At 34.2% G+C, this 25,289-nt stretch carries 27 protein-coding genes; 16 read left to right on the top strand and 11 right to left on the bottom strand.

All coding sequences use genetic code 11. The annotated features are described in order from the left end of the window. Window positions 1–181: 181 nt before the first annotated feature. The 5 genes from NNH57_RS24970 to NNH57_RS24950 form a co-directional block, all read right to left on the bottom strand. Window positions 182–817, bottom strand: coding sequence for a hypothetical protein (locus NNH57_RS24970; RefSeq protein ID WP_165944059.1), 636 nt, complete (start codon window positions 815–817; stop codon window positions 182–184). Window positions 818–833: 16 nt separating this feature from the next. Then, window positions 834–1,343: a DinB family protein gene (locus NNH57_RS24965; protein WP_074406078.1), complete on the bottom strand. Its 510-nt coding sequence runs from the start codon at window positions 1,341–1,343 to the stop codon at window positions 834–836. 18 nt (window positions 1,344–1,361) lie between these two features. Further along, window positions 1,362–2,360 (bottom strand): NAD(P)-dependent alcohol dehydrogenase, encoded by a 999-nt coding sequence (locus NNH57_RS24960; RefSeq protein WP_234423331.1) that lies wholly within the window; start codon window positions 2,358–2,360, stop codon window positions 1,362–1,364. 249 nt (window positions 2,361–2,609) lie between these two features. After that, the gene (locus NNH57_RS24955) at window positions 2,610–4,436 is read right to left on the bottom strand and encodes a serine hydrolase (protein WP_159099171.1); all 1,827 of its coding nucleotides are present in this window, start codon (window positions 4,434–4,436) and stop codon (window positions 2,610–2,612) included. Window positions 4,437–4,568: 132 nt separating this feature from the next. Further along, entirely contained in the window at window positions 4,569–5,012 is a 444-nt protein-coding gene (locus NNH57_RS24950; protein WP_074406080.1) for a GNAT family N-acetyltransferase, read from the bottom strand. Between the two features lie 475 nt (window positions 5,013–5,487). On the opposite strand from NNH57_RS24950, the gene NNH57_RS24945 reads away from it, so the two are divergent. Both NNH57_RS24945 and NNH57_RS24940 read left to right on the top strand, forming a co-directional pair. Beyond that, a complete protein-coding gene (locus NNH57_RS24945; RefSeq protein WP_108807496.1) occupies window positions 5,488–5,727 on the top strand; it encodes a hypothetical protein in 240 nt (79 codons plus the stop codon). 88 nt (window positions 5,728–5,815) lie between these two features. Next, window positions 5,816–6,487 carry a DUF2293 domain-containing protein gene (locus NNH57_RS24940; RefSeq protein WP_074406082.1) on the top strand — a complete coding sequence of 224 codons (672 nt, stop codon included), beginning with the start codon at window positions 5,816–5,818 and terminating at the stop codon, window positions 6,485–6,487. A gap of 93 nt (window positions 6,488–6,580) precedes the next feature. Here the strand turns inward: NNH57_RS24940 and NNH57_RS24935 are convergent, their stop codons facing one another. Continuing rightward, the gene (locus tag NNH57_RS24935) at window positions 6,581–7,087 is read right to left on the bottom strand and encodes a hypothetical protein (RefSeq protein ID WP_108807497.1); all 507 of its coding nucleotides are present in this window, start codon (window positions 7,085–7,087) and stop codon (window positions 6,581–6,583) included. A gap of 572 nt (window positions 7,088–7,659) precedes the next feature. On the opposite strand from NNH57_RS24935, the gene NNH57_RS24930 reads away from it, so the two are divergent. Next, window positions 7,660–8,109, top strand: coding sequence for a hypothetical protein (locus NNH57_RS24930; RefSeq protein WP_074406084.1), 450 nt, complete (start codon window positions 7,660–7,662; stop codon window positions 8,107–8,109). Between the two features lie 45 nt (window positions 8,110–8,154). On the opposite strand, the gene NNH57_RS24925 is transcribed toward NNH57_RS24930, so the two are convergent. Beyond that, a complete protein-coding gene (locus NNH57_RS24925; protein WP_159099172.1) occupies window positions 8,155–8,835 on the bottom strand; it encodes a sterol desaturase family protein in 681 nt (226 codons plus the stop codon). 339 nt (window positions 8,836–9,174) lie between these two features. Here NNH57_RS24925 and NNH57_RS24920 point away from each other — a divergent pair, with 339 nt between their 5' ends. Further along, window positions 9,175–9,354 (top strand): hypothetical protein, encoded by a 180-nt coding sequence (locus NNH57_RS24920; protein ID WP_132066037.1) that lies wholly within the window; start codon window positions 9,175–9,177, stop codon window positions 9,352–9,354. Window positions 9,355–9,416: 62 nt separating this feature from the next. Here the strand turns inward: NNH57_RS24920 and NNH57_RS24915 are convergent, their stop codons facing one another. After that, entirely contained in the window at window positions 9,417–10,262 is an 846-nt protein-coding gene (locus NNH57_RS24915) for a CPBP family intramembrane glutamic endopeptidase (RefSeq protein ID WP_159099173.1), read from the bottom strand. Window positions 10,263–10,472: 210 nt separating this feature from the next. Between NNH57_RS24915 and NNH57_RS24910 the strand changes: the two genes are divergently transcribed. Further along, window positions 10,473–10,796, top strand: coding sequence for a hypothetical protein (locus tag NNH57_RS24910; protein WP_108807500.1), 324 nt, complete (start codon window positions 10,473–10,475; stop codon window positions 10,794–10,796). A gap of 74 nt (window positions 10,797–10,870) precedes the next feature. Here NNH57_RS24910 and NNH57_RS24905 read toward each other — a convergent pair whose 3' ends face one another. Next, window positions 10,871–11,437 (bottom strand): hypothetical protein, encoded by a 567-nt coding sequence (locus tag NNH57_RS24905; protein WP_074406102.1) that lies wholly within the window; start codon window positions 11,435–11,437, stop codon window positions 10,871–10,873. Window positions 11,438–11,883: 446 nt separating this feature from the next. On the opposite strand from NNH57_RS24905, the gene NNH57_RS24900 reads away from it, so the two are divergent. After that, the gene (locus NNH57_RS24900; RefSeq protein WP_108807501.1) at window positions 11,884–13,149 is read left to right on the top strand and encodes an NADase-type glycan-binding domain-containing protein; all 1,266 of its coding nucleotides are present in this window, start codon (window positions 11,884–11,886) and stop codon (window positions 13,147–13,149) included. Window positions 13,150–13,212: 63 nt separating this feature from the next. On the opposite strand, the gene NNH57_RS24895 is transcribed toward NNH57_RS24900, so the two are convergent. After that, the gene (locus tag NNH57_RS24895; RefSeq protein WP_074406104.1) at window positions 13,213–14,568 is read right to left on the bottom strand and encodes a glycoside hydrolase family 113; all 1,356 of its coding nucleotides are present in this window, start codon (window positions 14,566–14,568) and stop codon (window positions 13,213–13,215) included. A gap of 236 nt (window positions 14,569–14,804) precedes the next feature. On the opposite strand from NNH57_RS24895, the gene NNH57_RS24890 reads away from it, so the two are divergent. The 7 genes from NNH57_RS24890 to NNH57_RS24860 all read left to right on the top strand — a co-directional run bounded on the left by NNH57_RS24890 (window position 14,805) and on the right by NNH57_RS24860 (window position 19,546). Next, window positions 14,805–15,026 carry a (4Fe-4S)-binding protein gene (locus NNH57_RS24890; RefSeq protein ID WP_175392664.1) on the top strand — a complete coding sequence of 74 codons (222 nt, stop codon included), beginning with the start codon at window positions 14,805–14,807 and terminating at the stop codon, window positions 15,024–15,026. Window positions 15,027–15,453: 427 nt separating this feature from the next. Further along, the gene (locus NNH57_RS24885; protein ID WP_074406105.1) at window positions 15,454–16,026 is read left to right on the top strand and encodes a hypothetical protein; all 573 of its coding nucleotides are present in this window, start codon (window positions 15,454–15,456) and stop codon (window positions 16,024–16,026) included. Between the two features lie 340 nt (window positions 16,027–16,366). Beyond that, window positions 16,367–17,467, top strand: coding sequence for a helix-turn-helix domain-containing protein (locus NNH57_RS24880; protein ID WP_132066039.1), 1,101 nt, complete (start codon window positions 16,367–16,369; stop codon window positions 17,465–17,467). Window positions 17,468–17,555: 88 nt separating this feature from the next. Next, window positions 17,556–18,308 (top strand): type 1 glutamine amidotransferase domain-containing protein, encoded by a 753-nt coding sequence (locus tag NNH57_RS24875; RefSeq protein WP_074406107.1) that lies wholly within the window; start codon window positions 17,556–17,558, stop codon window positions 18,306–18,308. Between the two features lie 18 nt (window positions 18,309–18,326). Next, window positions 18,327–18,746 carry a nuclear transport factor 2 family protein gene (locus tag NNH57_RS24870; protein WP_074406108.1) on the top strand — a complete coding sequence of 140 codons (420 nt, stop codon included), beginning with the start codon at window positions 18,327–18,329 and terminating at the stop codon, window positions 18,744–18,746. 3 nt (window positions 18,747–18,749) lie between these two features. Then, the gene (locus NNH57_RS24865) at window positions 18,750–19,202 is read left to right on the top strand and encodes a YybH family protein (RefSeq protein WP_074406109.1); all 453 of its coding nucleotides are present in this window, start codon (window positions 18,750–18,752) and stop codon (window positions 19,200–19,202) included. A 152-nt stretch (window positions 19,203–19,354) separates the two neighbouring features. Next, a complete protein-coding gene (locus NNH57_RS24860) occupies window positions 19,355–19,546 on the top strand; it encodes a cold-shock protein (protein ID WP_074406110.1) in 192 nt (63 codons plus the stop codon). Window positions 19,547–19,632: 86 nt separating this feature from the next. Here NNH57_RS24860 and NNH57_RS24855 read toward each other — a convergent pair whose 3' ends face one another. Continuing rightward, complete coding sequence (locus tag NNH57_RS24855; RefSeq protein ID WP_074406111.1) at window positions 19,633–20,982, bottom strand: DUF5995 family protein; 1,350 nt, start codon at window positions 20,980–20,982, stop codon at window positions 19,633–19,635. Window positions 20,983–21,285: 303 nt separating this feature from the next. On the opposite strand from NNH57_RS24855, the gene NNH57_RS24850 reads away from it, so the two are divergent. The 3 genes from NNH57_RS24850 (at window position 21,286) to NNH57_RS24840 (ending at window position 25,251) form a co-directional block, all read left to right on the top strand. Then, window positions 21,286–22,041, top strand: a complete 756-nt coding sequence (locus NNH57_RS24850) for an AraC family transcriptional regulator (RefSeq protein ID WP_108807502.1) — start codon at window positions 21,286–21,288, stop codon at window positions 22,039–22,041. A 56-nt stretch (window positions 22,042–22,097) separates the two neighbouring features. Further along, window positions 22,098–23,399: an aspartate aminotransferase family protein gene (locus NNH57_RS24845; protein WP_108807503.1), complete on the top strand. Its 1,302-nt coding sequence runs from the start codon at window positions 22,098–22,100 to the stop codon at window positions 23,397–23,399. Window positions 23,400–23,550: 151 nt separating this feature from the next. Further along, a complete protein-coding gene (locus NNH57_RS24840) occupies window positions 23,551–25,251 on the top strand; it encodes a patatin-like phospholipase family protein (protein ID WP_108807504.1) in 1,701 nt (566 codons plus the stop codon). Window positions 25,252–25,289 lie beyond the last annotated feature (38 nt).

Genomic DNA, 25,289 nt, shown 5'->3' with positions numbered 1-25,289 from the left:
TCGATACAAATTTTACTCATTCTAATCGTAAAATTCACTCGAATTGACAGTTTTTATGCCCCTGAAATATTAATCAGATTATTAGTGTCAGACCGAGCTTTTCTAAACCTATATAACCATCAAAATAAGTAAACAAACCTTCAGAAAGGCCCGGTTTGATCAATTCATTTTAAAAAATGTATTATTGCAAGGTATTCTCTTTGGGGTAATACATTCTTTTTCTTTTTAGCCCTATGATTAATCCAACTATACCAACCAGAAAGCAAACTCCTGCCCAAAAGAAAGGATCATAACCGTCAACTAGTATTCTATAGATAAAAGTGAATAGAAATAAGATAATCCCAGTTATTTCCCAGGTTTTATCTTTTTCAAATCTTTTCTTTTTATCAAATATAGGAGGGAGGTTGATTATAACCTTAAGCTCATTCCAATCCCATATAATCAGTAGCATATTTGCGAATAGCATTAATCCTGTAACCACAGGAGTATAGGCAAAGTAATAGGATAAAGTAATTATAAATATATTGGCGATTATAGGTAGATTAAGTAGCGCTCCCAGTTTAGCATACCTTTGGGTCATGAGTAAACATCCCGCGATGAGTTGGCCAATGCCAATAAATTTCCAATATACCCCAGATTGATACATGGTTTCAAAAAAATGCCAGGCAGTATCAATAGGTTCCGATGCTCCACTTACCGATGTAAATCGTTTCCCTTTGATTTTGATAAGACTAGCAAAAACAAATGCCCCACCGATCATATATCGGGTATAAATGATAAAAATCTGTACCCATAGTTTTTCCTTAATGCTATTCATGATTCATTATTTTGTTTTATTTCATCTTTAATTCTTCAATAGCAGCTATGTGGTGATCATCATGCTCTGCAACAAAAAGAAATAAATCCATAGTACGCATTGGTGTTTTTAACCTGGGGTGCAATGCATGTTTATAGATTTCTTTTTCGGTAAGTTGATAAAGTTGGTTTACAGTTATCGAACGAATATCAGAGAACTCACTAAGCAAATCATTACTATCTCTAAGGTTATGTTGTGCAAAATCCGTTTTTTTGTTTTGCAGATCGGCAGGTCTCAATTCTATTTTACCGGTTAAAATATCATTGAGTCTTCCTTGCCAGATAGGTTCTAAATCGATCAGGTGACCCATGTTTTCCTGGATAGACCATTTTCCGTTTTTTTTATGAGTTAGCTTTTCTTTTGTGACAGAGTTTATAGTATCCCTAAGGATAGAGGGAGCTTCTTCGAGTCTTTTGAGTAGTAAAGGGAAGATGTTTTCTTCGAAAGAGAAGTCAAACTTTCGATCAAACCATTTTTCTCGTTTCATAGATTTATTCTTTTTAATTTAAGCTTCAGATGTAATGATAATTTTTCCCAGAACAAGTCCTTCTCCAAAATACTGAAATGCTGCTATGCCCTGGGATAGTGGATAACATCTATCAATAACAGGTACTACTTTTCCAGCATCACGTAGTGCCAGCATATGACCGATATCTTCTTTATTTTGTTTATGCATCAGGAGTCCCATTTTCTTACTAGTGGTTTTTGAGATCAGAGGACCGCAAAAGAGAACCTGTAAAAGTCTACGCATAGAACCACCTGCCATAACATAAGCTCCTTTAGGTTTTAATATACGCTTGAAATCAAAAATCGAACGACGTCCCACAATATCAAAAATCAAGTCGTATTGCTGCTTGTCTTTAGTAAAATCTTCTTTGGTATAATCAATAACATGATCTGCGCCGACCGATCTCATCAGATCTAGTTTTCTCCCACTATCTACACCAGTTACTTCGGCACCCAATGATTTGGCAATCTGTATTGCAAATGTACCTGCACCGCCACCAGCGCCATTAATCAAAACTTGTTGTCCGGGTTTAATCTCTCCGTTGTAGTGAAGTCCTTGTAGCGCAACAACACCTGCCTGAGGTATGGCAGATGCTTCTTCGAATGTCATATGCTCAGGTTTTGACAATAATAGATCTTCGTGAACACATACATATTCTGCAAAACCTCCCCACTGTTCGAATATATCTGCAAACACAGCATCACCAGGTCGAAATTTACTAATGCCTTTACCAATACTAACAACTTGTCCGGCAATATCAGAACCTAGAATATGATATTTAGGTTTTAGAAGCCCCCAGATACGAGCAAAGAAAGGTTTTCCTCTCAGGAGTTCCCAATCTGATGAGTTGATAGCAGTTGCACGAATTTTGACCAGCACTTCATTTTCTTTGGGAATAGGTATTGGAATTTCTTTAAAAGTAAGTACATCAGATGAACCGTATTTATAATACATCAGAGCTTTCATTTGAGCATCCTTTTCTATACTATACCCCATACGTATTTATGATTTATGATTTATGATTGGTGTGTATGTATAGGACGATTACCTCTGGATATTGTTACAATACTACTTTTGATACTCACAATTAGTCTTTGACAACACTTCGACACTTCGACAGGCTCAGTGTGACAGCTCACTAATGACAGCTCAGTGTGATATGTTTTTGATTGTACTTGTCGGTTAGTTTAAAAACAAGCTGCCATTATTTCAAAAATAATATTGTAATATGTTGAATCATGATATTTATTCGGCCTGGTTTTGTTTTTTCTGCTCTATTTTCTCGATCATGTTTAAGGCATTTGTATTTTTCTCATTGAGGCTATACGATTTTTTATAATTTTCAATAGCCAGATCAAGGTCTCCGATCTTCATACAGGCTTCAGCATAACTGTCATATACATTAAAACTTTCTGGATAGAGTAGCATATTAACTTTAAATATATTTTGCGCTAATTTTAAGTTTTCGGTACCCATAAAACGATATCCTAATCGGTTTAGGTTATTTTCTGAAACCGCAGGATCATCCGCATTGGTTTTCATTATTTCCTGATATGCTTTCAGACCTTCTTCAAAATTACCTTCTTCAAGGAATTCAAAAGGAATTTTCTCATCCTCTTTCATCAATACCAAAGTAGATTCCACTGTTTTTTTCATAGGATGTATGAGTAACATATTCAATTGTCCACTTTCTGCATCGGTTGTAAACTGAACAGGTTGATTGTTTTCTCTACTAATATACGTGCTATCAGATACCTTAAATAAAGCTACTGGTTCTGCGCCCAGATCTTTTCTGAATAGTTGATTGTTAGCCTGGTATATCTTGATGAGGTTATCATTTTTTAAACGATATCGACCACTAATTTCCTCTAGCTGAGCAGCATTCATTTCCATTTTTTCATATGTTGGTACAAAACCATCCCACGAATAGGAAAGTGCTACCGATCGAATCAATTCTGAAATAAAATCAGGATGATTAGAGTTGGTTAATACAACTACTCCGTACCCTTTATCTTTATGCGCTATCATTTCACTAGAAAACCCTTCGTCCCAGCCTCCGTGGCCAAAATAGATTTCGTCTTCCATTTTATTTATAAAGATGCCTAATCCACTAAAATCTTCTACAAACGGAGTTAGCATTTTGGTAGTCATATTCTGGGATAATGCAGCTTTACTTTCTCCTTTTAATGTCTGTTGTATATTAACTGCAAATTTAGCCAGGTCTTCTGCGGTAGTCCATAGTCCTGCTGCGGCCATTTCTGGATAAGTATGTCGTTTCCCTTTGGTCATAGAACCATCAGGTAGGTAACCGGTTGCAGCCATTTTTAATTGTTCACTTTGTAAGGGTTGATCATATGTACTATTACTCATTTGTAAAGGTTGCAATACCAATTCATTCATAAGTTGCGGAAATGGCTTTTGAGCTACATCGATCATCATTTGTTGCATCACTGTATATCCTCCTCCAGAGTACCGAAAACTCTTTTCCGGGATTTTATTTACAAAGATAGCTCCAGAATTGGCTGGAGATTCCCCGTTTAAAACTTGTACTAGTGTAGGTACAGGCAGATCAGGGCTATACCCTAAAAAACCATGTACGGTTAATCCTCCAGAATGATTAAGAAGGTGCTTAAGGGCAACTTTCTTTTCTTTGGTAAATTCACTGTCTGGTAATTTCCAGGATTGTAAATAAGTATTTACATCTTTGTCGAGATCAATTTTACCTTGTTCTACAAGTGTTAATGACCCATATGCTGCTACGGGTTTACTAATAGATCCAGCTTGAAAAAGTGTTTGATCGGTAACAGGTGATTTATTTTCCTTGTCTGTGATACCATAGCTCTTTATCCAATCGATTTTGTAGTCTTTAATAACAGCAATGCTCACTCCCGGAACTCCGTAATGTTTCATACGTTCTTCTATAGTCCATGTCGAATCCCCCTTGATATATACGGGATGACTAAGATTGGTTTCTACCAATTTTACATGATCTGGTGCAACGACTGCTTCTGGAGTAGTAGAACAAGAAATAAAAAAAGAAAGAACAGGGAAAAGGAATACGAGTTTTTTCATGATGATTTTGATTGTTGTGTGGTTTGACTGATGATTGTATTTGACTCGGTTAAAGTTAGTAAAAATAGTATAGGTAGTTGGTATGATAATCATACATTTCCTTAAAGCAAGATTTAGAGCGAAGAGGGAGTGTTACTCATATTTTTTTAGATCAAAATTAATAAGCACAATGGGATCTTTGTCTTCTATTCCTCCTGCAGCGCCATATGCTTTTCTTGCAGCGATATTAGAATGTTCTGTTGCCAGCCAGGCTTCCTCACAATCTAATTGTTTTGCATAATCACATAAATACCTGGTGACTTTGCGTCCGATACCTCTATTATGATATTCATCCAGTACAGAGACTTCATCGATAAAGAATACAGGATCTTTGTCGGGATGAACATAATGAAACCCCGAGGCCATTCCTACAATTTGTGCACCATCATAGGCTAATACCATGTGGTGTCTGGGATCCTTTAAAAATTCTTTGGCTCGATTTGTTTTTATAGGGTAATCAAATAAGGCATCTCCTACCTGCACCATTGCAGAGAGATCAGCTTCGGTAGCCAGTTTTAGTGCTATGTGTTCTACCATGTTGACAATATATGTAGCAACCAATGTACCATTTTTTTAAGTACAGGTGCTTCTTTTTTTCTTACAAATCAAAAACTTAACATTGGGTATTTCTTGTTACTTATGTTATAACACGTATAGACCAATAAATGAGTTCCCTCATCAAAAAGAGGAGTTCCCTCATTTATGATTTTATTGCCATAAGCCGTGTGGTATTTTTAAGTATAACTTAAACCTGGATTATACAGTAGAAAATCTATTACGCTTTGAAACTACTTCAAAATAGTTCTACTGCATAATTAGGGTTAAAACAACTCACCATGAAAAATTCAACACACTACAGTAGTACAATTCATCGATATCTTTTCTCAATACTATGTATGTATAGGATATGAGTACGTAATCATATCACCGTAATATAGTTTAGCATAACAATCTCACTGTTACAGAAAGGGAAAGGATTGTTATTAGGTATAACATATAAAGAGAAACGTATATGGATTGTATGATCAAACATATCAAAATCATAGAACGAATGGATCAACTTATTCGTTTACAAGCCACCGGATCACCAGAAAAATTTGCACAACAATTACGGATTTCAAGAACTAAACTTTATCGAATGATTAAACTCATGAGAGCATTCAACGCTCCGATCGAATATGATACAGCTATTCAAAGTTATGTATATACAGAAGTAGTTGGGTTTACTTTTGGGTTTTATAGCAGAAGATGAAAATGAGTATGTATCAATATACGTGATGTTTTAGGATGAATTCAATACTAAAAAATGTATTTTCGCCTTCTTTTAAAACAATTGATATTTGGCTACAACCTCTCAGAATATATTTCTAACGAAGAAAGAAAAACTTCGATGTATACAATGTGGTAAACGCATTCTTGTAGGAAAATCATTTGTCGCAGAAAGCGAAAAACACAAAGGAACCTGTTTTAGCTGTTCTCCGTTTGGTGGGTATGTATTGTTACCGCCAGGAGATGCTGCAATGACCCGTAGATCTAAGAAACATTCTACCTTATGCGGAGTGGTATGGGCATGGAATCAACGTCGTAAACGCTATGAGCGACAAGGACAATTGGTGGAAGAAATGGCAATAGAGAAAGCAAAAATAGAATGTCAGAAAGATCAGGATATTCGCGCAGAAAAAAATAGAAAAGCAGCTATAGTGCGAGAACAACAGGACAAAGAATATATTATTAATTTTGCCATTGCTATTAGAAGACGGTACCCCAATTGTCCTGTAAAACGGGAGTTTGATATTGCAAAACATGCATGTGAGAAATATAGTGGTAGAGTAGGACGTACAGCAAATGCTAAGGGATTTGATGATAAAATGATTGATCTTGCAGTAGAAGCTCATATACGACATGCCGAAACTAATTATGACGATCAATTTGGTAAAGGGAAACGTAAAAAAGAAATCCGAAAAGAAGTACGATCAGATATCAATCAGGTATTAAAACATTGGAAAAAGTAATGTTCAAAAAAGAGGCATGATTACAGAATCAAATAAAAAAAAGCAGACTTCGTATAGAAGCCTGCTTCTTTAATTATGTATACTGTAAATTCTCTATCGGTATACTGTGTAAGCTATTACACAAGAATTGCTTTCTCTTTCATTACATGTCCAGAATACAATGTTGGCACTAATAAAAGCAGCTCCGGTAGAACTGGTTAATTGGTCTACGTGTGCCTGTAGATCATCTTGATAGTGATCTAAATTGATATCTCCATCACCGTCAACATAATAGATCATACTTTTGTAATGCGTAGAAACAGCTCCTGTTGGTGGCCATACACGAGGATACGTAGTACATTCTTTTACATAACGTTCGAACTCTGATGAAGCATCTTCGCTACATCCTTCATCTCCGCTAAGTGTACAATTAGCCTTAGCTTGAGTAGGAACAAGTTTACCTAATTCCTGTTCTGTAGCCTGACGATATTCTACAGTACCCACTAGTTCTAAATAAGGATTAGTCTTTACAATTTGTAGTTCTTCTGTATCAGTTTCGCAAGAGGTAAGTAGTACTAGGAATACTAATAGGCTTGATAAGATTTTTGAGTGTAATTTCATTTTATATTTTTATTGGTTAATGCTTCTACTAAATAACTAATTATCTGTCTGATAAGATTCGGTTTGTATTTTAAGAATATGTAAAGAAATCAATTCAATTTACAGGGAAATTTCACCTATTTGTAATGATAAATTAACAAGTAAATAATGTACTGTATTTTGAAGAAAATATTTAGACTAAACATTTGATGGCCAGCAGTAGTACTATATAAAGTTGTGTTTATACAGAAACGGTAGGGTTTATTTTTTGGTTTTATATTAGAAGACACAAATAATTATAATGAGTATAAATAAGAGTAAATATGCAGCTCGTTTTTTCAGATTGCAGATTAATTATTATATTATGGCTGTTGTATATTTAGGGAACACTATAAAAAGAATTACTACGGGTATGTTATTTCAATAATTGGAAGCAATACGTATTTCGAAATGCTTAGCACAGCAAGGCTGTTGAGCCCTTCCTTCGCATAGAATGATAAGGATTTTTATCAAAAAGAGTATCTAAACACACAACTGGCACAACAACTTATATAATGTGACGTTTAAAGGGGCTTAAAATATATACACATAGTATGGGATATATAAAGGATTCTCCTTTCTACAAGGATGCGATACACGAATTTAATTTTTCTAGCGGTAATTATTACCTATTTGATACTTTTGTAGTTGCAGAGATTAACGAAGGAGTACTATTTACCTGGGAGGATCATGCCAAACCCATTACCGAAGAGTTTGCTCATCTGTATGATAATAACGGAGAAGATATTGTATATATATCTAATCGTGTGAATTTATATTCTGTGAAACCTAGTGATTGGGTTAAGTTTTTTAGAAATGGATATAAACTAAGAGGGTATGGGGTGGTAAGTTATACCTCGAGAGGAATTTTTAATTCTTTGATAGAAAAGCTCTTTATGAGGAATAGCTTCCAGAGTTTTGATAACCTTAGTGATGCCATTTCCTGGGCAAAACAACTTGCTCAAAATACAGAAATGGATTCTGAAAATGAGAAAAGCGCATAAGTATATACTTTCTTTTTTCATTAAAGGAATATTGGAATTGATAAATTAGTTACGATCTGCACTATAATAGGTGCCAAAAATCCTATCCCAGATCACAGTATAAAATCCAAAATTGTATTTGGAGTATTCGTGATGATTTCTATGAAAAATATTATTACCAAATAGTACAACTCGGGTATTCGAAGATGTGTTTAGATGTGATACTACTCCGATCAACCAATTAAAGAATAGAAAGAAAATAAAACTATAGAAATTAAGAGAGATTACCAATGGAAGCAGGGTTAGTATACCACCAAAAAGAATAGCTTCCAGAGGATGCATCACATAGAGACTAATCTCATTAAAACTATAGTGCTCATGATGTTTTTCATGTGCTAACGTAAATGGCCATACATAGTGAGAGGCATAATGAAATATGTACATTACAAAATCAACAACCACAAAGAGTAGTACAAAATCCCGTATAAGATTAGTATCGGTAAACGTAATGTTGGAGTTGATAAACAGCAGGTATCCAGGAATTGCAACCAGTACATTAATCACCATAATTGCAATAGATAGCGTAACATCTTTCTTTTCGATGGGTAATTTTTGATGTCGATAAAAAGAAGACCAAAGATAGCTAATCAGTATGGTACATAAGAACATGATTACATTAGCTATAAGTAGAATCCCCCAGAAATAGAAGGGATTATACAGTTCATGAAGATGATCTATAGTTTGCAATAGTATTGATTGTAGTTGATATACAAATCTAATGGTTTTTTTCTTTATTAATGTCCGGGCTTCGGCTTCGTGTTTCCTGAGCCTAGTCGAAGGGCTCAGCCCTCGAAACGAATAAAACAACGAATCCCGAACCCTGAGCATAGTCGAAGGGTGAGCTGTCAAACTGAACTGTCACACTGAGCTTGTCGAAGTGCTGTCGAAGTGGCGCCGAAGGGTGAGAGCCCAGTATAAAGAACCAGACAATTTTATTATCAAAAAATGACATGGATCATTATTCTTAAACCAGGTGTGTTGTATTTTTGTCAAAAACAAAGAAGATAAATAAAAACAATATCGATTATGGAATTTATGGAAATCAAAGATAACCAGGGAACTATTCATTATATCAATCCAAGTCATATTTCGGCTATTTGCGAAATAGATGGTCAGTGCAAAATTAACTTGATGGGACAAGATTATATGTTTACTCAGGACACTTTAAAAGAGTTCAAGCTGCATCTTACTTCTTTTAAACATTAGTAAACCAACCGAACCCTGAACTGTCACACTGAGCTTGTCGAAGTGGTGCCGAATGGTGAGTACTACAATTTTGAACCCTGAGGCACTCGAAGGGTGAGATACCTAAGTATAATCATAAACACATAAATCAGTGCGGTAAACATAAGGTTAAAAACAACGATATCAATCCCTTTTGTTGTTGTGGGTTGAAATATCATCGTACTTGCTGTAAGAGACATATGCATAAGAATTATGATCCATAAACTTTGGGTGTGATCATATACCCAGACCATCAAAATCCTAAAAGCAGGTAAATGTGTAACGAGTTTTATGATCAGTAAGATAGCTAATGGAACATCTCCGTCGGGATCTTTGTCCATAAAAAGAGGCAAATGCCATATTCCCCATATCACACCAACGATTAACCCTGTAGTGAGTATATTGAAACGCGCCCTCAATTTTGGTACAGCAAACCCTGTCCAGCCAATTTCTTCAAAAAAACCGGCTACGATGCCACCTAGAATTCCTCCAAGAATTAAAAAGAGAAGATCATCGGTAGAAAGAAGGATAGGAGAAAATTTAGAAGAAAATGAAGAGAGTAGTATATAGGTAAGCCCAAAAAGTAGCGGAGCAGAAAAAAGAGCTATGACATACCATCGGGTACCTACTTTCCATTTACCCATTCGAGTTTTTAGTTGTTTAAAACTGGCTTTACCATTTTCAAAGTAGTTAACTAACAACCCTGCTATAAAAGGCCCTGCACACATAGCCAAGAATAGTAATGGAATTTGACTATCCGGTACTTCTTTCTTTCCGGTAAATCCGTCAATACCCATAATAAAAACAAGGCCAGTCCACGAAATCAAAAATGTGAGTAGAAAGTATACCAACAAAAGATATTTTGCACGTATACCTGAGTTGTTTTTCATGCTAACCATAGTTTTATGTTGAGTCTCTTAGATTAACCCACTTATCGAAGTATTTATAGTACTAAAATAATGAATCTTTTATTATATTTTCAACTTTTAGGAGTATACTCGTGTCATATAATTTTCTTAGGTTTGATCATATTTACAACTACACTAGGCCATAGTCTTTGATTTATGTATAGATTACTAAATAATAAGAATATATAAAAGATGAGTTTAATAGGAACTGCTGTATACTCTAAAACCCCTTTTGGTATTGAAGCTATTTGGTGTCATACTAAAAATGATGTGGTGACTTCTGGTACAGGTAAGGGAAAGAAAAAGGATGATCTCAATACAACTCAACAGTTTGAAGGTGATTATGAGGTCACTTATTTTGATGATAATGCAGTATCGTTAGGTACGTATCAACTCACGATACGGTATGAACAAAATGCTTATCATTTAAAATGGATAGAGGATATGAAAGTGGTTTATGTTGGAGTTGGAGTAGAATTAGATAACAAATTACATTTTGGATATCGTGATGCTTAATAGAAAAACCCTATACATCAAACAGATATATAGGGCTTGTCATGTGTTGTCTTATAGCAAGATCAAGATGAATCTTAATTGCCGAGAATAACAGTATACGTGATATTAGCTACTTTCCAACCTCTTCCGCAACCATTAGACGCATTAGCACTTACCAGTGCTATTTTATTAGGAGCTATTCGCTGTGCGATATCTGCCACATGAGAGTCGAATTGATATTGATACTGATCCATGTTTATATCTCCGTCTCCATCGATATAATATGAATAGTTATAGGTAAACTGTCTGGATTGAATAGGGATGATCAATGTTCCTTTGCTAAAAGAAATACAGTTAGAAAGATTTACATATTCTTCGATCTCTGCCGAAGCATCACTACCGCATCCGATATCACTATCTAATGTACATCCAACCCTTTTGGCAGTTGCCTGATTGTTTTGATGTATCAGTTTTTCTACTAATTGTGGCATCGTAGGATCGTTTGATACATCTTTTACGCTTACAAACTGTTTTGAAGCATCTTGAACAGTTGCATTTTGTACCTCTTGTGCTTCGGGAGCATCAAGACCATCGTTTTGACATGCTATAAAAGTAACGGAGAAAAAAGCAAACAAGCCTAATTTTAAAATGGATTTTTTCATTGTGTAAGATTTTAAGAATTTGGTTAATGATGATCCAAAACTATTTAAAAAACAGTTGAGTTAGTTATTGCTTTTTAATTGTTTACAGAAACATAAAATCGAAGTATAAACCGTAAATAAATAATAATTTTCACTTTTTGGTAGTGTGGAAATTATTGGTTTCTCAACACTACTATAGGCTGTTGTGTTTACATGGAAGCGTTGATTTAACAAGAGGTATGTAACATACATCTGTATAAGATTTAGAAAGGATGTTGATAACATTTTTTATGGTAAAAGGATTTCAGCTATGTATTTCCTGAGCCAAACCGAAAGAACCTGCCCTCGAAGGAAACCGAACCCTGAGATACGATTGTTAACGTTAATTTATCACGGTAAACAGGGGAGGTAGTGGATGTAATAAATAATATATTTGTAGTGCATACCAATGATATACCATACATGTTATGAAAAATACACTTACCTGTATCATATTACTCATCACACTTTTTTCTAATGCCCAGGAAATAAAGGTGCTCACGCCAACACGTATCGAAGTACTGGACTTGAATACTACAGATGAAAAGGAATTTAACAGAAACAGAAAAGCTTGTGAAGCCATTTGGGAACGCATGTCAAAAGGACTAAAAAAAGAAGACCTTACCCAGGAAGAGAAAGCAGAATTAGATAAGATGGTTGATGAAACAATGACTAATTATTGGGATATTGAAGGCCAGGGGTGTAGTTGGTATTGTGGTGGTGGGCCGTTTAAAGAAACAGCATCATCACATTTGGCAGATCAGGGTAATATAAATTATCGCGCAGAAAATGCAATGGATCTTAACTATAAAAACGCATGGGCAGAAGGAGTACCGGGATATGGAGTAGGAGAGTATCTCGAATATAGTTTTTACCAGGGAAGGCCGCGGATAACAGAAATTATCGTTGTAAATGGACATGTGAAAAGTGAAACTGCCTGGCGAAATAATAGCCGTGTGAAAAAACTTAAAGTGTATATTAAGGATAAACCCTATGCCATTCTAAATCTTACCGATCAGCGGGCGGCACAACATTTTAAAGTAGATCCGATAGGTAAATTGGATAAAAGCATAGATTATATTACTTCAAAAAGTTTACCACCCTGGACCATGAAATTTGAGATTATGGAGGTATATCCGGGAGATAAATATGAGGATACAGTACTTTCTGAAATCTATTTTGATGGGATCGACGTACACTGTTTTGCTAAAGGGACTTTGATTACTATGGCAGATCATACTCAAAAACCAATAGAAAAGATACTACCGGGAGAGCAAGTGCTTTCTTATCATCAAGTTACAGATAGCTATATTGCTACAACGATTCAAGAACTGGCAAGTCCGATGCATGATACTTTGATTACTCTTTGGTTATCTGATGGTTCGACGATTACCTGTACCCGCGATCATCCACTTTTATCTTCTTCTGGAGATTGGTTGTCTTATTCTCCCGAGAAAACACAGATGGCATATCGGTTTGATGATGTTAAACAACTTCAAAAAGGAAGTATAATACGCACCATTTCTGGTGCGGTGAAAATTGTAAATATCAAAGAAATTGATACGGCACAACAAACCTACACTATCGTAAAGCTGGATAATGCCAACACTTTTATAGCTAATAATATTGTAGTTGGTACCGAAGAGTTACGTATGCTTAGAAAATGTGATACACATAAAATAATAACCGAGTAAATTGATCTTATCGTATGGTAATGAGGTGTTCAGATTGTTATCGTTAGGTATTAGTTTCTGTATTTATTGACAGGCATACCATTGTGCAATAGTATTTTGTGCTGGTTTGTAGCGTGGTGAAAAATCCAGGCTTGTAGGTGCACTATCGATAGAAGTTCTGGTGTCCCATTGCCATATATACATACCCGAAAACCATTCTTTATCCCATAATGATTCAAATAAAGCCTGGTATGCAAGCTGTTGGGTACGATCAGATTTTTTCTGATATAGGATACCAAAGAGAGATTGCCACTCCCAGGGTTGTATTGCAGCAGAAGCTTCACTTTTATACCCCACTTCTGTAAATAGTATTGGCTTCTGGTGTGTTTGAGATAAGGCTTCTAATTTTGTGATGTGAGTACCCCATCCCTTTTTTAAGGTAACCAGGTCGGGGTGAGATTTCTTAGTAATCGGGAAATAAGCCTGTATACCAATATAATCTAATTCTTGCCAGAAATCGACATGTTTAAATTCTCCATCCCAATTGGCGGCATACGTAAGCTTGCCATGATATATAGTCTTGATTTCCTGTACCAGGGCTTTCCATCGATCTGGCTGATGTTGTACTGATGATCGTAACTCGGTCCCTACGCAGAATAGTTTAACCCCTGTTTTTTGAGCCATGTGTGCATAATGGATCATATTACTACGATAAGAGTCAAACCAGGTATCCCAGTCGATGGCAGATGGTAATGAAATATCTGAGCGCCAGCCCTCGCTCATCCATAAATGTGGTTTTAGGTGTACATAAACTCCCTTTGCTTGCAGTTGTGCAATACTGTTGATAAAAACAGAATCTCTGCTAGACCATTGCCCAATAGCCTTTGGAGTATTCATTTGTATGGTATGTTGATCTTTCTGGTATAAAAAAGGAATAACAGCCACCCACTCTACATTGTTTTTTACTAGTGTAGCAATAGATTTTTTGTTATGAGAACCCCAACCAAATACACTCATTCCGCGATGTTTCCCATCGGTTTTATAAAGATCATTTGTAGTGTCATTAGTGTTTTCTACAGAATGATCCCACTCATAAGTGAACTCTTCTGTACTGTTAGTATATATAATAGCTTTATAGATGCCCAATAGGATAAAAAAAGGAATTATTACACCAAATACTACTTGCTTTCCCATAATAATAAAACCTTTACGACGGTATATTCTTATGAAATATCGAATGAGTAAAAAGAGTATATAAAAAATGGCAAATGCGATATGAGCACTTATTAAAAATGTGGCATTCGGAAGTACTTCTAGTAAGCTTTCAGCAGATCTTTTAAAACTAATATCTGCTCGTAATGATAATGAAAGGAACAATAATACGATCAATATCCAGGTACTTACATATACCTTAGCAGCAGTAAAGAATTCCTTTTTCATTCTTAATAATCTAAAAACTAATATCTATTAGAAGAATAATATCCAAAAACGTTACATCCTGAATTTAGAATCGATCTAAGAAATGAAGCCTGAAAGAGCCTAATAAAATAGTGTATATTGATTAATTATCGAATATGATTCGGATTTGCTAAGAAAACCATTCGGTTTTATATTGTATTTAAAAGGAAGCTATATCTTTAAATAGTAGTATAATCCACACTTTAAATCATTATATCATGGCAAACGAGATTAGAAAAGAATACAACAACGGAGAGATTACAGTAGTTTGGAAACCTGGAAAATGTACCCATGCGGGTGTTTGTGTAAAGACCTTACCAGAGGTATACCAACCTAAGGAAAAACCATGGATCCGACCAGAGATGGCTACTTCTGAAGCATTAAAAAATCAGATCGAAAAATGTCCTTCTAGAGCGTTGACATTTTATGAAAATGCATAGTAGTTATACCCTGGATTAATAAGGTACACGCCAGTAAAAAAGCATCTTGTTACAGAACAAGATGCTTTTTTAGAATCAAGCTAATTCAAAAATATGAGTCCCTGCAACAGGACTTCTCTTTACTTCTCGTTTGATAAGCTTATCAAAAGCCAATTGACTATTATGTTCACTTTATCATTTTAAAGATCTAAACTCATCGATCAAAGTTAGCATACAAACAGTACTCATAAAAGAGTGTAATACCTACTATAGGTAGGTTGAATCCCCCTTTTTTAATAGTAATTTTACTGTTATATGATACTCTAATCTTATGTAAGGTTGATATCTCAAGACAACAAGAGTAAGAAAACAGTATTGTGAATAGATGTTAAAAACTTGTTTTTACTTTCTGAAAAAATTGTGATTTCTTTGCCACCGGGAAAAAAACATGCATTTGGAACATCAGGAAAAAGAACACGTTAAGGTATACACGCGTTATAACTTCTTTAATAAAACGTATTGTGTATTCAGAGGAGCTTCGCTACGCGAAATCACGAGAAGAAAACCAAATTACAGAAGTGAGTCGGGGAGTACCTATTATTATACAAAACATGGAGTATATAGAATGTCTAACCATTGGGGTAGAGCTGCAAAGTGCCAATGGAGACTAGTGTCTGATTTTCCTCCAGAAATTGACGACTTACGATTGGGATATGCAGATTGGGTGGATTTTAGAGAAAATCTGGATCCCGATGTAGATGCCTACTATATTTCGGTCGATTTTGAAACCAAAAAGGTCAGCTATATGCATAAAGATAACCCTGATTATGATCAGGTTGCCGTGCTACGTTCTGCAGATGCAACCCGAAAACTTATCAAGCAAATCAAAAACCTTCTCGAAACCTACAAGTGGGCCAAATATTATGATTATGATGATCTGGATGAATTTCGTGAAGAAGTGATAACCAGGTTAATCAATAGCAACATCTCCTTAAATGAATTAAGACGTGAACTGGTGTAGTTTAATCAACTACAGTATACTCACAAAATGGTAAAATAAGTATGTGATTCCAGAATTTACAAAGAATAGTAAGATAGAGGTAATGTATCTGTAATGGAAATGAAAATTATAAATCATTTTTAAATATTTGCTATATATTTACTTTATCTGTTGTGCATTTTGATATTTTTGAATACCAAATTCGTCAATTCGAGTGCTTCGGTCATAGGAAGAAGCGTATAGAGTCCTTCGATACACTCAGGATGACAAGGATTTGGGGTCAAAAAAGCTATTCTCGATACAGTTTTTCTCTACGTCATCTCGAGCGCAGTCGAGAGGTCACTATGAAAAACCACTCGAATTGACGGTTTTTTATAGTATTGATTTTAAAATACACAACGGGTTTACTTTTTATATTTTCATGGATTTAGAACGTCAATTATTATTTCTTTTTAGTGCACTAGGAGCGTTAAATGGTTTTTTATTAAGTTTTTATTTTGCTTTCTTTTCTAAAAAGAGAGGATTATCTAATTATTTCCTATCAGCACTTTTATTTGTATTAAGTGTACGAATACTAAAATCTGTTTTCTTTTATTTTAATCCAGAATTATCTGAAGTATTTATACAAATAGGACTTTCGGCTTGTGTTCTAATAGGTCCTTTTTTGTACCTATATACCAAAAGTCTGATAGTTGAATCTAAACGTAAAGGCTGGTGGTTATTTCATGTTATTCCCGCTTTGGTAGTAGTCATTGTATTAAGTGTTATATATCCCTATTGGGAACATAAAAGATTATGGTCAGGAAACTTTGTCAAAATCATTTATTTGCAATGGTTGTTGTATATCGTATGTACGGCGATTCGATTAAAATCGGTTTTTAATACATTGTTTTCCAAAGAACATAAAATCAAACAAATAGAAATTTGGGTGTTAAGTGTATTTGGTGGAGTATCTATTATCTGGATGGGTTATAATATCGGATCTTATACATCGTATATTGTAGGTGCACTTTCGTTTTCGTTTGTATTTTTCCTTTTCATTTTATTTTGGGTATTGAAAAGAAATAAAACGTCTTTGTTTTTTGAAGAAACGATTAAATATGCTGATAAAAAGATTGATCTTGATGAAGCAAGTGAGTTTCAAATCAAATTAGATAGGATGATTAAAGAAAAGGAGCTATTTAAAAATCCAGATTTAAAACTTGCAGATGTTTCTAAACAACTACATGTTTTACCACACTATTTATCTCAATTTCTAAATGACAATCTAGGCAAAAGCTTCCCTTTATTTATTAATGAATATCGAATCCAAGAAGCTAAACAACTTTTGATTAATGAAGACAATTACACTACAGAAGCTGTTGGTTATGAATGTGGGTTTAATTCGAAATCAACATTTTACACTACCTTTAAAAAGATAGTGGGTAAAACTCCTGCGGCCTATAAAAAAGAAGTAGCATAGTTCTAATTTATAAATCAGTACTTCTGATTTATAATACATAAACCTATACAGGTAATGATTTTTCAAATTTGCTGAAAATTAATTCAGTATGAGAAATTGTATACTACCATTTTTGATGATTTTTCTTTTTTTGGGGTGTTCGGCTTCTTCAAAAGATAAGATTTTGTTTGTTACCTCTAATCAACGCACCTACGGTAATACAGATCTGAAAACTGCAAATCATTTTGCAGAAATCGTTTTGGCCTATGATGTATTTATAAAATCGGGTTATCAGGTTGATTTTGTAAGCCCAGAAGGTGGCGAAATTCCGATAGGGTATATAAATACTTCAGATCCTATTCAAAAAAAATATTTAGACGACAAAGATTTTATGAATTTATTTAAAAATACGTACTCACCAGAAGCTATTGATGCAAAAAACTATAAAGCAGTCTATTATAGTGGTGGTGGGGCTGCTATGTTTGGAGTTCCTGAGAATAAAGCTATACAGGGTATTTCAAGGGAAATTTATGAGAATACAGGAATTGTATCAACCATTTGTCACGGAACCGCAGGAATCGTAAATTTAAAGCTTACAAATGGAAAATATCTGTATGAAGAAAAAGAGGTAAATGGTTTTGCTGATGCTTTTGAAAATAAAAATAAAGCGTATTATAAAACCTTTCCCTTTTCTATTGAAGAGGCCATTACTAAAAATGGTGGAAATTTTACCTATTCTAAAAAAGGATGGGATAATCATTATATTGTAGATGGTAGATTAATTACCGGACAGGATCCTACAGCTTCTGTATCCGTGGCAAAACAAGTTGTAGCAATGCTTCAGAAAACAAATCATAAATAACTTAAAATAAATAAACAGATGAGAACAATACTTTATATCCTACTCGTATGCATTAGTACTTCTTCATTAACTTTTGCTCAAGAATCTGATAAAACACTTGTAGAAAAGACCGTAACGTATTACCTGGATGGTGGTACAAACAATGATTTTGAAACCTTAAAAAAAGCATTTCACACCAATGCTACGATGAAATTTATTTCAAAAGACGGTTACAAAGAGGTAAATGCTTTAGAATTCTTTAAAAAAGTAATGAAGCCCGGACCGAAACAAAACAGGAAAACAAAGATTACTACTATAGATATAACAGGAAATGCAGCACAAGCAAAACTTGAAATAGAATATGAGACATTTACATTTATTGATTATATGAATTTGTTAAAAGTAGATGGAGAATGGAAAGTAGTTAGTAAGATATTCTATAGACAACAAAAGAAATAGAAAATGAAATCATTTTTATCAATTTTACTTCTGATATTTATTTGCAATCAAGCAATTGGGCAAAACTATATCGGAGAAAAAGCAGAGATCAAACAAATATTAGAAAACGGCAAAAACTTTTCTAAATATGTAAATACTTCAGATTATAAAATGATCGGTGAATCGTATACCAAGGATGCTAAAATATTCCCTAATAATCTAAAAATTATTGAAGGAACTGAAGGTATATTAGGCTATTGGAGGCTTCCTGAAGGAATAAAGATCATTAATCATAGAATAGATCCAATTGAAATTAAAATCATTGGTAATGAAGCATATGATTATGGTACCTATCAAGGCACTACAAAAAAAGCTGATGGAGAAGAAATTACCTGGAAAGGTAAATATGTAATCGTCTGGAAAAAAGTAGGAGCTAACTGGAAAATATATTTGGATATATGGAACTCTATTAAATGACTTTTGTGTTTTGATAATGACAGTTTCTGTTTAGTAGGGTTTTACTGTCAATTTGATATATAATTGAAAATTAATGAATTAATTTGTTATTTATCAAATAATTGACACCATCTTTGCAAAACAAATTATATAATAAATTTAATTACATTACAATGAATAAAGGAACAGTAAAATTCTTCAATGACGCTAAAGGTTTTGGATTTATCACTGAAGAAGGTGCTAACAAAGATCATTTTGTACACATTTCTGGATTAGTAGACGAAATTCGTGAAGGCGACGCAGTTGAATTTGATCTACAAGAAGGTAACAAAGGATTAAACGCGGTAAACGTAAAAGTTATCTAATACTTTCAAGTTTAATGAAAGCCCATCATTATTGATGGGCTTTTTTTATTATGTATACTATTGTTACTATGTAATAGTATAAACTATCATTGCTTATTCAAGATTTCTACTGCTTTTGCCCAATCATTCTCTAAAACCGAATGCACCTGCTTTTGATCTGATCGAACAGTATAATCACCAACAAATTGGGTGCCTAACAAATCAATATGATACAATGCTTTGAGCCCATTATCATAAATCACAGCAGGATACACATCATGTTCTCTAAACAAAAAAGAAAAAGGTCCAAAACGAACATGGGCATCTACAATTACTCCTTTGCCATTAGGAGATAAAAGGTAATCTTCTTTAGAAATAAAAAGGGTAAACCAACCTTTATGAATTCGGAAATCATTTTTGGCAACACCTGCTTTTCCTTCATCTGGTAAAGGAGTAATAATTGATTTGATAGCCGCATCTCCAACTATTTTTTGAAATAACCCCATCATAGTAAGCAATATCTTATTTTTAATACTAATCGAAGCTCTTAGCATTTTAGACCAGCTTTTTATTTTAAAATTAAAATTACCGGTCCATTCTCCTTTTGCTATTCGAAAGTAATATATTTGGTTAGGAGCATTCTTAAGCGCTTCTGGACTTAGTATGATACCTTGTTCTTGTTCTATTAATTCAAGTAATTCGTTTCCAGCATTTAGGGTGTCAATAATCTGATCGACATCTTTTACTTCTACAGAATTAATAACCTTCAAAACAGAGGATGCCAAAAAACCAGGGTCAATAATTTTTTCACCTACCTTGGCTATATCTACATTTTTTTGTTCAATAACGACTTGTTGATCTTGTATGGTAAGAGGCGCTAGTTCGGTAGCGAGTTTCCAGGCAAAATCTCGTGCGATTTTCATACTAAAATTAATAATCGCCTCTTCTTCTTTTTTTGCAATATCCTCTAATAAGTATAATAATGGAGAAAGTTCACTTAACTCCTTCAGAACAGTTGGGATAATAGATGCAAGAATAGTATTTACCTTTTGAAAATCATCATGCAGATCATGAATAGCTGCTCCAGGAGCAATTTCTGCAGCAGCAGCTCCCAAATCAATATTGATATGTGGATTCATGCCTAATAATAAGTGTTGAACAATAATGAGCTCATGATCAGATATTGCATTAAAAGCAACTGCCCATGCTTTGGGCATGGTAGGATCATTATTTTGAAATTGTTCAACTACTTTAAAATAGCGCGCTGCAAAATGAATATCTAACTCTTCAAGTCGTTTATCATCATCAAAATACCCGGTACCTAATTTGTTTTTAATGGTTTGGGTTACTCGCAAATATAAACTAGCGAAATAGCCCACTCGACTAGAGTGTTCTTTTGACCACTGTAGAATAGATTCTAATTTTTCGATTACTTCATCGATAGAAGCTGGATTCATAATAACAGATTTAGAATACCGTTAGTCCATATTTAGCTTTACTAAAGTTATAGAATTCATAATCAATTAAAAAGAGTTAAAACCCCCAATTTATAGCGGGTTTTCTACCTAAAATTGATAAAAATAGCGCGTGTTTGAGGTCCGCGATCTTCATTATCAATACTTAAGAATTCTTCAATTTCTAAAATAGAAATGCTCAAAAATTCAATTTAAGAAACACTGGTATTGTCGTTATAATGACTAATTTTATGTTAAGAGTACGTATATTTTTTACTTACCTTCGTATTATAAATTACCTATAACATGGAATGTGCGACCATATGTTATGATAAAAGACATTTTTTTCCGATGCATTTGCATCCGGATCGCTATACATTTTCTTATATCATAAATGGAAGTTCGAATCTTATATGTAAAGATGCTATATTTACCTTAAAAGCAGGTGATTTGGTCGTAATCCCTCCCTATGTGGCACACCAGACATTAATAGAGAACTTTTTTCATTATAAGGTGATACGGGTTCCAAAATTATACTCTTTCAATACTATTTCCAGTAACAGATTAGGCCTAACGATAATACAGAATTGCTATTCGTATAAACATCATTTTGATGCCTGGTTCGAATCGATCAGGGATACCAATAAGAAGAATTTGGGTGCTACAAATAGTGAAGAAACCAGAGTGCCGGATGTATTTAAGCATTTTTTGATTAGTACTAGTGCTAATTCAACAAAGTCAAAACTTATTTTAAAAAAGGCACTGGTACATTTTGAGCATAATTATAATCGTACCATATTGGTAGAAGAATTATTGGATCTAACCTGTTTAAGTGATAGTCATTTTCAACGTCTTTTTAAAACCAATATTGGGATTTCGCCTATTCGCTATCTACAAAACCTACGAATAGAAAAAGCTAAAGAATACATAAAGACGAGAGATAGTTTTACTGATATTGCTTATGATACGGGCTTTTTTGACCAAAGTCATTTTAATAAATACTTTAAAATGAATGTTGGGATGATCCCAAAAAAATATGCCGACCTGGTTAAAAATGATTGAATTTTACAATTTTAGGGTTTAAAATTGATCGAACTTGCTATCAAAAGTAAAACGTTATGCAAGATTTAAACCCAAAAGAAGTAGAAGAAGCCCAGGAAACACTAATACGGTATTGTGGTGAGTTTTCACCTTTTATTGCCGAAAAAGCTTTTGGAAGCTATATCTATAATAAAAAAGGAGATGCCATTCTGGATTTTACTTCTGGTCAAATGTGTTCTGTATTTGGACATAATCATCCAAAGTTTGTTGAAATATTAGAAAAGTCAGGTGATACAGCGATTCATTTACTAAGTTCTATTTTGTCTCCTCCGGTTATTGATCTTGCCAAAAAATTAACAAGTAAACTCCCCGATAGCCTATCCAAATGTATATTTCTAAATACAGGATCCGAGTCGAATGAAGTGGCAATACGAATGGCAAAATTAGTTACTGGCAGTTTTGAAATCATAGGGTTTTCAGGGTCCTGGCATGGTATGACGGCCGGAGCACAATCGTATACCTATTCAAAAACAAGAAAAGGATATGGACCTGCGATGTCGGGTAGTTTGATGATACCGGCACCTTATGAATATCGTTGCCCAATTGCACATTGTAAAGGGAGTTGTGATCATACTTGCCTGGAGGTAGGTATGAAAATGGCCGATCAGCAATCGGTTGGTGAATACGCTGCATTAATAGCCGAACCTTTATTGAGTGCTGCTGGGATGATAGAATTAAAACCCGACTATGTTAAAAGGTTAAAAGAACTATGCGATGAACGCGGATTATTACTAATATTTGATGAAGCTCAAACGGCATTAGGACGTCTGGGGACAACTTTTGCTTTTGAACAATATGATGTTGTTCCCGATTTCTTAACCTTATCAAAAACACTAGGAGGAGGACTTCCTTTGGCAGCAATGGTTACCACAGCAGAAATAGAGGAAGAATGTTATAAAAAAGGGTTTGTTTATGTGACTTCTCACGTATCCGATCCATTTTGTGCATCTTTTGGCTCGGCTGCTTTCGAAATACTCGATGAACAACAATTAGCCAAAAATGCTTTAGAAAAAGGGAAGTACTTAAAACAGCAATTGCTACAGCTACATGAGAAATATGAATGTATAGGGGATGTAAGAGGTAGTGGACTTTTATTAGGTGTTGAAATTGTAAAGGATCGGGAAACAAAGGTGCCAGATGATGATCTGGGTCAAAAAATATGCAGTAGATGCCTGGAATTAGGGTTAAATATGAATATAGTTCGAATGAAAGGCTACGGAAGTGTTTTTAGAATTGCTCCTCCATTAACAATAAGTAAAAAAGAAATAGATTTAGGAATAGCGATTTTGGATGAAGCAATACAGGATTGTATTCAATAAAAAAAACTACTTATAGTATGTTTGCTTAAAAACAGGTATTTTTACCTATTGTTAGCTATATAAGTTCATCTTAAGTTTAAACATCATAATCGTCATTTTTTAATTCCCCACATTAAATTTTATTAAAATTATGCTATAAAATTCTGGAATTATGAGTGAAGACAATAGTAGTACCGAAAGTACCTTTATTCCTTTTCAAAATATAGGCTTGTGTTTTAGCGGTGGTGGTTATCGAGCAACATTCTATTCTTTGGGAATACTCTCATATTTAAATAAAGTCAAATTTAAAGAAAAACCTCTATTAGAGTATGTAGAAGCTCTAAGTTCTGTTAGTGGCGGGACTCTTTTGGCAGTGGCTTATGCCAAATCTGCACAGGATACGAAACACAGTTTTACAGAATTTTTTAAAGAATTTTACCAAACCTTTGAACCCAAAAATGATAGATTATTAGATCGGGCAATTAAGAAGCTGGAAGATGATACCGTATGGAAAAACAATGCATACAAGACACGTTCCTTGATTAATGCATTTGCATTGACATATGCCGAAATGGAAGTTTTTAAGGGTGATTTTTCTATGTTTGAGAATCCGGCATCAAAACATTTAAAGCAAGTATGTTACAATGCTACAGATTTTTCGTTTGGACTTACGTATAGGTTTCAAAACACAGGGGTTTTTGGTAACTCCCCACTTTCTAATACATCTGTAGAAAAGCTTAAATTTAAAGTGCAGTTGGGAGATATTATCGCTTCATCTTCCTGTTTTCCTCTTGGGTTTGAACCGTTACAATTCCCGGATGATTACTTTAAAGATCATAATACTACAGATTATAAAGCATTGAAAAGCCTCGATAGATTTATTGATGGAGTAGGGATCATGGATGGTGGTATTGCTGATAATCAAGGGGTAGGTAGTATGATTCGAATTAATGAGAGAATGAAAAATGCACTTAGTCTTATCATCGTAAATGATGTTGGAAGTTTTAAAATGGTGCCCTGGCATCAGGATAATAGTTTTGAGAAAAAAGGAGTTTCTTTAAAACAATTTGTAGCGAAAGCCTTAGCATATTTCAGGATTAAACCATTGTATTGGATACTTCTTGTAATAGGAGTACTTATGGTAGCAATAAATTCGATGAAAATTTTCAATAGTTGTGATGATTGTGCATGGCCTGCAATCTATATCATTGGCAGTATATTAATTGGTATTGGTTTAACGCTTACTATATTGGGGGGATTTGCCTCGGTTGTACTGAAATTTTTTAAAAGTAAGATGGCATCTCTTTTTAAAAAAAATGTGCCAGAACCACTTGTAGATGACATCCTGAGTTTTAAAAAACTAGATATTGGATTGGTGCAACAGATGCTTACAAATCGATTAACATCTGCAGTAAAAATGATCAATGATGTTTTCTTGAAACAAATGCGCAGGCTTAATTATGATTTGTTTTATTCTAAATATTCACTTCAAAATAAACGTATAACTACCACAGTGTACAAGCTAAATGGTCAAAAAACACCTTATTCTGGTAATGAACCAAATTATAATAAGGAGATAAAACCTGCACCTAGCAAATTGTTAATGAGTATAGGATTAACCGCATCAGAAACTCCAACAACATTATGGTGGGATAAAAAGGATATTGCCAAAAATAGAATGGATACATTAATCGCCTGTGGCCAATTTACGCTCTGCTATGAACTTATGGAGTATATTCTGGAACTCAAAAAATCAGAAGATGATTTAAAAATTGATTTCACCGAAATTGACGAGCTATATAAACAGCTAAAGAAGGATTGGAAAGAATTTAATGAAAATCCATTTTTCGCACTAGAGGAATTAAAAAAATAAGTATTTAGAATAGGTTTTTAAAGTTGTTTTGATATTTG

The sequence above is a fragment of the Aquimarina spinulae genome (assembly GCF_943373825.1).
Taxonomy (GTDB): domain Bacteria; phylum Bacteroidota; class Bacteroidia; order Flavobacteriales; family Flavobacteriaceae; genus Aquimarina; species Aquimarina spinulae.
Note: the sequence above shows the minus strand (reverse complement) of the source record. Positions and strands in the feature narration are given on the sequence as shown.